Origin of the sequence: Glycomyces xiaoerkulensis (assembly GCF_002798405.1) — a bacterium.
Lineage (GTDB): Bacteria > Actinomycetota > Actinomycetes > Mycobacteriales > Micromonosporaceae > Glycomyces > Glycomyces xiaoerkulensis.
In genome coordinates this window covers 341,059-353,851 of the sequence record NZ_PGGV01000037.1, presented here as the reverse complement: position 1 = coordinate 353,851, position 12,793 = coordinate 341,059, and the positions used below count along the sequence as shown (strand labels likewise).

At 70.5% G+C, this 12,793-nt stretch carries 5 protein-coding genes; all 5 read left to right on the top strand.

Features of this window, described 5'->3' with window-relative positions; genetic code table 11:
* The first annotated feature begins 942 nt into the window (after positions 1-942).
* Positions 943-1,320 carry a hypothetical protein gene (locus CUT39_RS17935; RefSeq protein ID WP_100448815.1) on the top strand — a complete coding sequence of 126 codons (378 nt, stop codon included), beginning with the start codon at positions 943-945 and terminating at the stop codon, positions 1,318-1,320.
* Between the two features lie 114 nt (positions 1,321-1,434).
* On the top strand, positions 1,435-4,986 hold the full coding sequence (locus CUT39_RS17930; protein WP_100448814.1) for a hypothetical protein: 3,552 nt from the start codon (positions 1,435-1,437) through the stop codon (positions 4,984-4,986).
* A gap of 1 nt (position 4,987) precedes the next feature.
* A complete protein-coding gene (locus CUT39_RS17925) occupies positions 4,988-5,248 on the top strand; it encodes a hypothetical protein (RefSeq protein ID WP_100448813.1) in 261 nt (86 codons plus the stop codon).
* A gap of 10 nt (positions 5,249-5,258) precedes the next feature.
* Positions 5,259-5,711, top strand: coding sequence for a hypothetical protein (locus tag CUT39_RS17920; protein WP_100448812.1), 453 nt, complete (start codon positions 5,259-5,261; stop codon positions 5,709-5,711).
* A gap of 1 nt (position 5,712) precedes the next feature.
* Positions 5,713-12,690, top strand: coding sequence for a hypothetical protein (locus CUT39_RS17915; protein ID WP_100448811.1), 6,978 nt, complete (start codon positions 5,713-5,715; stop codon positions 12,688-12,690).
* Positions 12,691-12,793 lie beyond the last annotated feature (103 nt).

The following is a 12,793-nucleotide window of genomic DNA, read 5'->3' as shown; positions in this document are numbered from 1 at the left end:
ATAGGCAAGAAAATAGCGACCCCCAACATGAAGGTCACTAATGTTCTATATGTCCGTTTGTGGAGTTGGCGGGAGTCGAACTCCTGGCTTTTGGTGATCCGGGGCAGAGTCCCTGGTTGGTAAATTACCTGGTAAGCGCAATCCGCGGTCGAGAAACTTGTAAACCGCCTACCTAAGCGGGTTCCGGTTGATCCCGGTCGAGGGTTCGAATCCCTCATCCTCCGCCAGAGAAGGCAGCTCTACCTGCTAAAACGTTAGCCGACCGGCCCTTGCGAGCTGGTCGGCTTATTTGCTGCACGTGTCCGAAGTCTGCCCTTGTTGATCCACACAAGGAGGAGTTCCCCTCAGGCGGGGACACCAAATCTTGATGGTGGTTGGGACAGTAGCGAGGCGCCGCTCGTACTCGACCGGGGAGTCATAGCCGAGCGACGGGTGCCGCCTGGGGTGGTCGAACCGGTTGAAGTAGTAGAACACTTTCGGCCTGGCTCTGGTGACGGCGGCGAACTTCCCGTTCGTACCGAGCGGTTCGCGTTTGAGCGAGGCAGGGAAGGACTTCGGTCAACGCACCGGCCGCGCTTGAGCCGACCGCGCCACGCGACCGGAGGGCGCCGTCGCCTTCACCATACTGTCTGAAATGGAGTGACATGTATTGATCCGCCTTGTCCGAGTGCGCAGCAGCGTCCTCCAGCGTGCCTCGAAATCGTCCACGGCGGCGTCGGCCCGGCGCGGAAGCGTCCTGGCCGCCGCCTCCGAACGGCATGGGCGCCCGCGCCGGCATCGGGATACACGCCTATCGGCTGTGTCTGATTGCTGACAGCCGGTGTTGCGTCGTATCGCAGCGAGACACGGTGGTGGTTCATACGCTGAGGGTCGGCACCACGGTTTCGGGTGCGAAGGTCTCGTCCCCGCCGATACCGGGGACCTGAAAAAGGGGGAATTCTCATGACCGCTGGCACGGTCTACGTTCACAACTACAACGTCAACCAGGTCCTCCACTTTGAAGTGGATGGCAACGACGTCGGAAGGATCGACTCCTGGAAACGTCAAGACGGGACTCCCGCCCCGTACTCGCCCGGAAGCATCGCAGTGCCCCGTATCTACCCGGACGGCGACCCGAGCGTGGCGGGCTTCAAGCCCGGCGAAAACCCGATCCAGATCGTGTGGCCCTCCTTCAACTCCAAGTCGGCGGTCACGCTCCCGTCGCTGAACGATCTGCCCATCAACCAGGACCTCGTGCTCGTGCTGACCAAGGGAACGCTCATCCTCATCGACGCCAGCACGGGAATGGTCCGGCAAGTCGCGGATGGCAGCCTGCCTTAGGGGGCGGCCCTCCTCGCCGAGGGGATCCGAGGTACCGCCGCTCCCGGCCGCATGGCGGGAGGGGCGGCCTCACCGATGACGCGGCCGAACCGAATGCCGGAACGGGGACGGACGATGACGGAGTTCGTACGCGCGGGAATCGAACCGGACGGCACGGCGCTCTACCGTTGGGAGCCGAAACCGGAAGGGGCGAGGACACGGCTGTTCTACCTGGGAGCGTTCGACGTCGGCTCGGCGCCCGAGGATCTCTCCCTCGAGGAGTCCTGGAACACGCCGGGAGCCTACCTCTTCTGTCCCGGCGAGCCCACCGCCGGATTCCCCGAGCTCCTCGCCGCCCTGGGGCTGTCCCGGGAGCATATAGGCCAGGACCCCACCGCCCGGGTCCTGGCCTGGCTCCCGGAGCCCGGGGGCGAGGGGGCCGTGCCGGTCTCCCTGGTCTGGGGAGGCCCCCGCTGGGGACACGTCAGTTACACCGATCCGCCGCAGAGCGTTCCGTTCGGCAACATCCGTCTCCATCTGTCGTCCGAGGTCCAAATCAGCCTGGACAACGAACAAGTGCGGATCGTCCTCCAAGGCTCCGGCGGGAGCATGGGCCTGCGCCCGCTCCCGTACCCGAACGTGCCACCCGAACAGGAGCCCCCGGCCCTGGCCCCTCTGGACTTCACCCTGGTCTTGGAGCTCGCCTCGGACTCACTGGGCAGCCTGACCGGTGCGGCGAGATGGAAGGTCCACCGCTGCTACCGGGTCTTCAGCGACGACTGGCGGGCGGAGGGAGACGCGCGGGGCGGAGAACTGCGCTTCTTCGTTCCCGAAAGCAAGTCGCGCGTCCGCCAGCTCGTCTACCCGCTGCTGCCCGCCGCACGCGAGTCCGACGACGAGTTCAGCTTCGACCTCGCCTTGGACCCGCTGGCCGTCACCGACGCCTCGCGCACCTATCTCCGCTTCACCGAGGACCCCGGCCTGAGCGCATCGGGGGCCTTCACGGTGGGCGGACGGCCGGTCGGGCTCCGGCCGCTGCTCGGCCAAGGGCCGTGCCCGGCCGGTTTCCACCTCGCACGCAGGCCCCGCACCAGCGCGGACAGCCCGCACGGCCCTCCCGGGCAGCCCTTCGTCTACCTCGCCCCGACGGGGCGCTACGCGCTCGACCTCCCTCCTGAGGAGCGCCCGGCCGACGGGGGTCGCCTCATGTGCGGCACCTCCGGCCTGGAGTACCTGCGAGTGCGCGACGGAGACATGCTGGAGTTCGTACCGGGACGGCCCGCGTACGCGCCGGGCTTTCCCGAGGGGGACGGGGGCGTGGGCCTGGATCCCTCCTACACGACCTCCTGGGTCCGCCTCCGCCCCGGACCCTCGCCCGGGCCGCGCGGCTACTACGCGCAGCCGGCGGCCTCGGTCCACTACGGCCACGGCGTCGTGCCTCCGCAGCAGGCGGGGACGATGGATCTGCCAGCGGCGGTCTCCTGCCTCGTGCGGACCCTGGACCGAGCCGCAGGGGCCGCCTTCCCAATGGCCTTCTACGGCGGTGCCCTGACCAGCGCCGACGACGATCTCCGGGAGGCCGAGACCCTCAGCAGGTTCGAGCAGCAGGTCCTCACCGGCCTGCGCGGCGCATGTCTGCGACAGGACGAGGCAGGGGAGGACCCCGAACCCGCGACGCGGGAGGACGGCGCCACCGCCGACCCGGTGCCGATCGCGCCGCCGGTCTTCACCGACGCCGACGGCGAACCGCTCCCCGGAGGACGCACCACGACACCGGGCGGGCTGGTGGTCGAACTCAACGACGGTTCCCGGCCTTCGGCGGCCAAGGGCACATGGAAGCGCGTGCTTCTCGCCGCCAAGGGGAACCAGACCCTGGCCCTCAACGCCGACGGCCGGACGGGGACCGTTGACGCGCGACTGGCCGGCGCCCTCGTCCACGACCAGGTCTTCCTCGTCCTGAACGACTGGAACCGCTTCAAGGACATCAGCGCGGAGCTGCTCCTGGCGGGCTTCAACTTCGAGCTCGCGCCGTCCGACGGCGACCCCGACACCCTCCTGGTAGTCAAACGCGCCACCGACCGCTCCCTGACCGACCTCGCCGACAGCCCTGCGGACTGGGCCGAGCCCGCCTACTTCATCGGCGGCCCCCCGGCGGTGAGCCGGGCCCGAGGCACGCTGCGAGCCGCGCTGCGGACCGCCGAGGACGCCGAAGGCGAGACCGACGACCCCTTCGGCTACTTCCGCGACGTCATCGCCACCAGTCCCGGATGGACCGGCATCGTCGCCTTCAACTCGCCCATCAACGGCAACGGGATGCCCGAATCGTTCCAGATGCTCTTCGCCGGAATCGATGGACGGTTGACCGCGCACCACTTCGGTGTCGAAGCCAACCGGATCCAGCGGGACCGGGACGGCCTTCCCGAGATCGCCGAGAGCTCGCTGTTCGGCGTGGTGCACTACGCGCCGCCCGCCTCCGAGGTGGTGCCGCCGGACCCGAAACCGTTCGACTTCCGCGTCCGGGAACTGAACGTGGCCGTCCGCAACTCGGCGGTCACCCGGTTCCACGCCGAGGTCGCGATGACGATCAACGAGCTCTTCGGCCGAAGAGTCCACCGCGCCACCGCGGACGCGCAGGACAACAGCGTCGCGGTCACCGGACGCTACCTGGAACGCGACGGAATCGGCACGGTCGCCTTCGAGGCCGCCGATAAGGTCCCCTTCTCCTTCGCCGACGGCGACGCGGTCCGTGTGCTGGAGGCGTTCACCGTCACCGGGGCCGCGATCACTCCGACCTCCTCGGCGGCCGCCGGGGACGGCACCACGGTCAAATCGCGCTTCGCCCTCGACGGCGAACTGCACTTCCGGCCGCACCCTTTCCCCGAGGGCGACGGCGGCTCGGGTTCGGGGGGCACCCGGTACGCGGATCTGGACCTCTTCTCCTACGGGACCGGTTCCGACCGGGGCGGGGCCGGCCTGCGCATGAACGGCCTGGCGCTGGACCTGACCTGCGTCCTCGGAAAGGACGGCAAACGGGTGGGCGACACCGAGATCGCGCCCGACCTCGGGGGCGTCCAGGTGACGCACAGTCCCGCGGCGCTGCGGGACGAGGGGTTGGCGGCGAGGCTTCCCGTGACCACGACCGGCTTCCTCCACAACGAGCGGGGCCTGACCGCGGCCGCGCTCAGGGGCCAGGGGGTCAACCTCGTCCAGCTTGCTGGCGAGCGGGGGCACACGACCTCCTCCCCTCGGTACGCGCTGCGGATGGACCTGCCGCTCGGAACGCTGGGGAACCTGGCCGAGGCGGCGGCCGGACTCGACGCGTCCCTGGTGCTGGGCTGGGGACCCAACACCTACTCCCCCGACGACGACGCCGTCGGACTGTTCATCCAGCTCCCCTCGGTCACGGCCGGGACGCTCGGGTTCGAGCTCCAGGGACTGCTCAAGACCACCTTCGGGGACGCCAACCTGCTCCAGGTCCGCGTGACCCCGAAGGGCGGACGGGAGCCCGAGCCCTGCTTCGTGCTCCTGTTCAACAACGTCGCGCTCAGTGTCCTGGGCCTCCGCCTGCCGCCGAAGGTGATCACCGACTTCGTCCTCTTCGCCGGCGAGGACCCCGCGACCGGGCGCCGTGCCATCGCCTGGAACCTGGCGGCCACCCAGCTCACCGCCTCGCGGGAAGGGAGCTGACGTGTCCGACGCCGCCGAGGACATCCCCGACGCCCGCACGGTAGAGGAGCTGATCCAGGCCGTGAACGAGGAGTACGGCCTCGACTTGCCCACCTCGTTCCCGAACGGGACCGTGCTGGAACAGCTCTGGAAGGTCGCACTGGAGGTCAAGGCGGGAAAACTCCCGGTTCTCTACGACGCCCTCGCTACCGAGCCGTTCTCCTTCGCCGTGCTCGACGGCAGGGTCCACATCACGATCCACAGTAATCAGAACACGTCTTAGGGAGACGCACATGACTACACCGTCGAATCCGGCGGACGAGACGCCCGCCAAGAAGACCGACATCGTTTTCGGCGTCGTCTTCGACCTCAACGGAACCCACGTACCGGTATCCACCAAGGACATCGCAAACGCCCGAGCGAACGGGATCGAGTTCACGCTGCCGGAGGCCGTCGAGCTGGGAACGATGAACGAGTTCGAGACCTGGTTCTCGGAAAAGTTCAAGATGTCCCTGCCAAAACCAACGGACATGCCGCCGCCGCTGGACGAGGTCCTCGGGAAACTCGCCAACCTGAAGGTGACCGTCCGCCAGTTCCACGTCAAGATCCCCGGGACGGGCTCCAGCGACAAGGCCAAGCTCTTCACCATCAGCCTCTCGGGCGCCTGGCCCGAGAACAACGGCGTCGAGCTCATACCCGGTGTGCTGTCGATCGGGGGCGTCGTCTTCGGCGTCAGCAACGAGTGACATGCATACAACCCTGGCCTGCACGATCCTGTACCTGCCGGCCGACTACGCGCTCGAGCTCGGCCTCACCCGCGGCCTCGGGGCCGAGCGCCTCACCATCACGCCCGGCTCCAGCCCGACGCGGCCCAAGCTCCGCAGGATCGTGGCGGACCTGGCCGAGATGCTCGGCCTCGGCGACTCCCTGCAAGGCTTCCTGGACGCCACCGAGCAGGCGCCGTGGAAGGACGTCTTCGACATCGAGGTGGAGCCCTCCCTGACCGTCGAGGTCGACCGGCGGCCCTCGGTCCTGCTGGTGGTCAAGCTCTACGACGGCCCGACCTACGGTCTGCGGTTCCCGGGGAAGCGACTGCCCTCCTGGATCACCGTCGAGCCGGACTTCACCGTCTACGACCTGCTCGTCGGATATGACCGGGCCAAGGGCGGGCTCGAACTCCGGGCCAGGGTGGAGTACGAGCCGCAGCGGTCGGCGCCATCCGAGGCCGGGTCCGCGCGGGTCGCCCCTGGCCGCGGGGACGCCCCGCCGGAGGAGGACCGGCCCGGCGGCAAGACCCAACTGGTCTCCTTCCCTCTGCCCCTGCCGGACCAGGGCACGCCCAACTTCGAGGTCGAGTACCTCGGGCTCGGGCAGAAGTTCGGCCCCACCGTGGAAGTCGGTGCCGAGGACCCCCTCAAGGACACCTTCGACGTGCTGGAGAAGAACCTCACCAGCAACGACCCGGTGACGGTCGTCCGGGAGCTCGCCGACTGCTTCCACCCCGACCGGGGCTGGTTCGTCGCCGCCGATATCCGGCTCCGCGGCTGGCGGGTACGCGCGCTCTTCAACGACCCCGTGCTGTACGGACTCGAAGTGACCTGCGCCAGCCCGGGCGATCCGTTCGACGGCTTCCTGTTCGAGATCCTGTATCAGAAACTCGGTCCTCACCTGGGCGTGTACTACGGCGCCCTGACCATCCCCGAGGCGTTCCGCCGGATCGACCTCGGCGCCGTGGCGCTGACCCTGCCTGCGTTCAGGATCTGGATCTACACCAACGGCGACTTCAAGGTCAGCGTGGGGTGGCCGCTGGGCCCCGACTCCATCGGGGTGGCGGTCGCCGTCTTCACCGGCGGCGGCGGTTTCTACTTCGCCAAGCTCCGCAGCGGCGACGACCCGAACCACGCGGCCAAGGCCGTGCCGCCCTCGCCGGGAACGGCCCCGGACTACAACCCCGTCCTCGAATTCGGCCTCGCCGTATGGCTCGGTCTCGGCCGCTCCATCGAGAAGGGCCCCTTCTCCGCCACGCTCAGCCTCACACTCCAGGGCACCTTCCAGGGCCTCCTGGCCTGGGAGGCCCCCGGCGGCGGCCGGGCCGCGAGCCTGTCCCGCGCACCGGACTACCACTGGTTCGCCGCCACCGTCGGCATCGTCGGCCAGCTCCAGGGCAGTATCGAACTCAAGGTGATCCGGATCTCGGTGCTGGTGCGCCTGTCGGTCACCGCCGGGATCGCGTTCGAGAGCGGGTACGGGACGGCGGCCGAGGTCGTCGCCCGAGTCCACGCCGAAGCCGGCCTCACGATCGTGTTCGTCAGGATCTCCGTCAGCTTCGACACCACCATCTCCGAGACGTTCGCCCTCAGCACCGGCGAACACGGACCCGCAAGCCTGAACGGCCCTCGCAACGCGGCCTTCCAAGGGATGCACGGCGCGCCCCCGAGGCAAGCGGACGCCCCCGCCGTCGCCGCCCTTGAACCCGGGTACGCCCCGGCGCCGGTGATCGAGGCCGCCGCCGAACCTGCGGGCGCTCCCGACGCGGAGCCGGTCGACATCGGCCTGGGCTTCCTGCTCCACCCGTCGGCCGTCTACCGGAACGGCGCGAAGACCGGGTCGGCCGTCGCGCTGCTGACGATCGCCTGCCCGCCACCGGGAGAGGCTCCGGCAGAGGGCACCACCGATTGGGAGAAACTCGTCGACGCCTTCGCCGCCTGGCTCTTGGACGTGTGGGCGCCGAACAGCGGCACCTGGGGCGAAGTCCGCACCGCCCTCGGCGAGGGCCGCGACCTTCCCCCCGAGCACTGGGACGAGGCACTCACCGGTTTCCTCACCCGGCAGGTCAGGTTCACGGTGCGCGGCATCGACCTGACCAAGGAGGGCGAGCCGCACGATGCCGCGGTCTTCCCGGTCTTCGACGCCATGAGACTCACGTGGGACGGCGGCTCGGTCGTGTTCGCCGACCGCGCCCCCACCGGCCCCGGATACGTCGAAGCCGTCGACGCGTACTTCGAGGCCCTCTCCCTGCGCGGGACGGTGGCCGCCGCCGCGACGGCCGACCGGGCGCACTCCGGGCAGGAAGGGTCCGTGGCGCGGTTCGTCTTCGACGACTACTTCCTCCTGATCGCCCGACAGCTCGCGCACAGCGGGCCCGAGAACGCCGCCGGAAAGCCGGAGGCCGGGCCCCTGGCCGGCATGGTCTCCCGCTACCTGCTGCACGGCCTCCGCCTGCCCGATCCCGACAGCCTGTCCACCATCGCGCCCGAAGCCGGGTACACGCTCACCGGCCAGCAGTTCACGGCCCCGGACACCGCCACCTGCACCGCCACGCTGTCGATCGACAAGTCGCGGGACGAGCGCGCCGCGGCGCTGCGGTTCGACGGCGGGGCCAAAACCGCCACAGCGGCGACCCGCATGGGCGAGGTGCCGGACCCGCCGCACCCGGACTGGACCGGTCCCGACGTCCGCCCCGGCGCGCGCACCGGCGCCGACACGATCAACGTGGACGCCCTCCCCGCAGCGCACAGCGAGGACACCCGGTACGCGCAGCGGTTCCGGTCGCCGTGGACGGAGGCCGGGACCACCCGCTTCCTGGTGCCGCTCCCGCCGGGCGTACTTGCCGAAACGGCCCGTCGGCCCCTCGAGGTGACGGTGTCGAAGGCGGGCGAGACCCGGCCGCTGCCGGCGGCTCCTGTCCTCACCATCCCGCTCCGCCTCCACCGGGTGGAACGCGCCGAGGACGCCGACGCGACCCCGCGATCGGCCGGCCGCCACGTGCCCTTCGTGTATCGGGTGGAGGGCACCGACGCCCGCACGCGCGCCCGCATCCACGGCCTCCTGGAGCAGGCGGACCCGACGCTGCCGCAGCAGGCCACCGTCTCCCTCCTCTACAACGCACCGACGGTCGGCTACCGGTCCGACCGCCTGGACCCGGCCGAGCAGCCGGTCACGCTCACCAAGACCAACCTGTCGACGTCGAACGAGCCCGCCGAGGCGAACGTCATGTTCGCGACCGCGCCCTCGGCACCGGAGGGCCCCGACGAACTCGGCCCGACCACGGCCACACCCGATCAGACCGAGGACTTCCTGCGCCTCCTGTGGGAGGTGAGCACGGTCCACACCGGCGGGTTCTTCCTGCGCTACGCCGCGGCCGACGGATCGGACCTGCCGGAGCGGATCTTCGCGTCCGGGAACTCGGCCGACCTGACGGTCGCGGTGACGTTCGCCGCCGAGGAAACGCCCCGGTTCGACGCCTGGCACGACTCCTTCGCGCCAGCCCTGGACGCCGCCTACCAGGACACGCTCGTCCTCCGGCCCGGCGACGCCGACGGGCCGATCCGGGTGCTCGCGCCCTCGCACCCGCCCGGTTGCGTCGGGTTCACGGCCGAGTGGCAGCGGGCCAACGAGCTGCTGATGCACGAGGCGGCCCCCGACCCCTGCACACCGGACTGGGTCGCTTCGCTGTACCACCTGATCCAATACCGGGTCAGCGGAGAGCAGGAAGGCACCCTGCCTCAGTTCGACGCCTCGCCGTGGAGTTCGGCGCTGTCCCCCACCCGGGAGCGCGGCCCCGGCGAGCGGAGCCCGTCTCCGGGCGGCGACCCCGCGAAGAAGGACTACCGCCAGATCGTGCCCGTGTCCCTGTTCGCCCAAAGGGACGACGACCGCGCCGACCCCTATGCGGCGGTCGGCGGGCGCCCCCTGCTCTCCTTTCGGCTCAACGACGTCTTCGGCAATGAACTCGACAGCGCCTCCTTCTCCGCGCCGTTCCCGGTCACCTACAACGATCCGCTGATCCTCCCCGCGGAGTGGCCGGGGGCGCACTGCGCCTACCGTTTCGTTCCTCCGGGGGCTGACGCCGAAGGCCCCGCCCTCTCGCTGCGGCTGCGCTTCGATCCCTCCCACATCCGCACCGCAGGGGCGGCGTTCACCGCGCCCGTGCACGGCCTGGCGCCCGGAGTGGAGCCCACCGCCGGACAGCGGGTGGCGCAGCAGGTCGAGGCGGCGGTGGCCCGCTACGACCTCGTCCTGGCGCAGCTCGGCGACCCCCGCCTCTCGGTGGCGCTGCGCACCACGGTGCAGCCCTCCCGCGAGGCGTTGGCGGACGGCGAGGCGCTGCGTTCGGAACTGGCGCGGTTCGCGCGATCGGCGAAGACCGAGCTGCTCGCGATCGCGGCCGGGAACGAGGGCTCGCCCGTCGAACTCGACCTGCCCGCGGCCGTAGACCCGGCCGACCTGGCCGAGGCCCCCGAGAACATCGTCGAGATCCAGACGACCCTGACGTTCTTCCGGCCGCCGGAGTACGTCTACACCGACGGCGGGAAGCAGGTGCCCGGATCGCAATCGGCCACACTGACCGTGGCCGCCGACCTGGACTCGCCCCCGGCCCGGCGCTCAGGGGCGGAGGGGGACGCGCAGGACGAGGCGCGGCTGCGCGGGTTCGCACGCGACTTCGAGAGCGCCTTCGCCGGTTTCGACGGCGACGGAGGACGGGCGCGCGTGGCGGTCACCTCGGACGTGCGGGAGGGCGCGCAGACGGAGGCGGCCCCGTCCACGCCCGCGCTGTGGGCGGTGCGCTGGAGCAGCACCGCGGGAATCACCGTCCGCACCGCCGAGGACGCTCCCTCCTACTTCTCCCTTGCCCCGCTGAGTGTCCACCTGGCCTCCGTCACCGCCGACGTGCCCGCCTACGATGCGTCGTTGCGGCCCGCCGTCGCCGAGCGCACCTTCACCGGCGTCGATCTGGACGCGTGGGCGCGGCAGTTCCTGTGTGCGGTGGACGAGGTGCTGTCGGCCGACCACGCCCCCACCGTCGCGAGTCTGGACGCCGATACCTACCAGGAGATGATGCGGGCCAAGAGCGTGCTCGCCCAGGCACTCGCCGAAGGCGTGCAACCCGTGCTGGAGGGACAGGCGGCCGGCGGCCTCGCCGAGGCCCGCGACCGCTTCGAGCAGTCCGTGCTCAACGAGCTCTCCTCCGCCTACGACATTTCCGCGGTCGTCCAGGTGCCGATGCGGGTGACCGTGAAGGACACCGGTACCGCCACTCGGACCCGCCTGTTCGGCAGCGTCGTCGGCGACGCGCCGGATTCGGACGGGACGGAGGAGGCCTCCGCCTTCACCACCGGTACCGCGAAACTGCCGCTGCGATCGACCGACACCGAGCCGAACCGCCTCTCGTTCCCGGTGACGGCCACCGAACCGCACCAGGTCGCGCACCTGCCGATACGGCCCGCCTACCGTTCGCGGTTCCTGGAACGCGAGATCCCCGCAGACCACGCCGACCACGGGTACGCGCCCTCCCAGTGGCTGAGGATCGTGCTGGAGGAGGAACCCGAACCGTTCGACCTCCCCCTCGGCCACCTGGACGTGCCCGTGCCCTCGCGGGAGCACCCGCCGCCGTTCGTGCTGAGAGGGCAGAAGGCCGACCGGCCCGCGGTGACGCCGCACTGGGACCTCGCCGATCCGCTCACATGGGACTACGAGGCCGACCTCGTGCTGCCGGAGTGGGAGGCCCAGGACGACCTGTGGTTCGACGTCACCTACAACCTGCCGGTCGCCGACGATGCCGGCGAGGGCGCGTCGATGCGGGACGACCGGGAGCCTCCCCTGGCCGGACTGCCGGAGGAGCTCGCCGCCTTCTCCGTGGCGTGGCCGCAGCTCCGGCCGCATCTGGCCGGGCTCACCGTCCCGGGCGAAGCGACGGCCCCGGCTCCGCAACAGGTCATCACCGCCGTCTGGAACGCGGTCAAACGGGTCACCCGCGCCTGGGCGGCGCTGCGCGGCATCCCCGACCCGTGGGCGCCCGCCGACGGACCCGAAGCGGCGGACGACGCCCCGCCGCCGGAGGCGCCTGGGCCGGTGAAGGACAGCTACGTCATCCGTTTCGCGGACGCCCGACGGAAGCTCCTGCACGTCTACGCCAAAGCGGGAGTGAAGGAGGACGGCACCTGCGACGAGGCGTCGCTGCGATGGCCGCAGATCAACGGGTACACGCCGCGAGGCAACGTCGGCGCGGTGTGCCGACCGGCGGAGCAGGCCTGCGCCGGCGCGCCGACACCGGACCCGTGCTGGTACCGGGCCGAGTACCGGTTCAATCCGCCGCCGGGGGAGGAACTCGAACTCACCTTGGAGTGGACGGCGATCGACGTGTTCTCCCGGCAGACGGCCGAGACGGTCTTCTGGCTGGTGCGCAACGCTCACCTGTCGGAGGACGACGCCGTCGAGACCAGTGCCGCGTTCGTCTACCGAACCCCCGAGGTGGGTTTCGTGGGCCCGGTGTCTCCGGTCGTCACCGTGGACAGGGCGGGCCCGGTGCATCCCGGTGCGGATGTCCGAGAGACCTTGGTTCAGGCGCTGTCCCCGCTGGCGACCGCCGGAGCGGCGGCATACAGGGAACGCTTCATCAAGGCGGGCCTGCACTACAGGTACCGGCTCGCGGGAACGGACGGCCTTGGACTGCGCGGCGACCGCCCGGTGCTCCTGGCCGACCACGTCCGGCTGGCGACCGGTGTTCACGCGGACGAGGACGGGGCGACCGACCTCGACACGTTCGCACAGCGCCTTTCGGACAACCTCCAGTTGTGGCACCGGCACGCCCGTCCCAGCACTGCGGGTGCGACGCTCTCCCTGGAGGTAACGCTCTTCGCCGACATCCGCGGGTCCCGGCTGCCGGTCGTCACGGTGCGGGACCTGGAGATCGCCACCGCCGGCTCCTGGTGGATCGACACGTAGACGGGAACCGGTTCGTGCGGGGGCCGGTAGCCCTCGCCGACGCGAACGGAGGCCGGGCGGCGATCGCCGCCCGGCCTCCGGCGCTCGGGGAGCCGTGCCCCTC

What these genes read in the sequence shown, in the direction of transcription:
- CUT39_RS17915 (WP_100448811.1), top strand. Translation starts at nt 5,713, where the DNA reads ATGCATACAACCCTGGCCTGCACGATCCTGTACCTGCCGGCCGACTAC.
- CUT39_RS17935 (WP_100448815.1), top strand. Translation starts at nt 943, where the DNA reads ATGACCGCTGGCACGGTCTACGTTCACAACTACAACGTCAACCAGGTC.
- CUT39_RS17930 (WP_100448814.1), top strand. Translation starts at nt 1,435, where the DNA reads ATGACGGAGTTCGTACGCGCGGGAATCGAACCGGACGGCACGGCGCTC.
- CUT39_RS17920 (WP_100448812.1), top strand. Translation starts at nt 5,259, where the DNA reads ATGACTACACCGTCGAATCCGGCGGACGAGACGCCCGCCAAGAAGACC.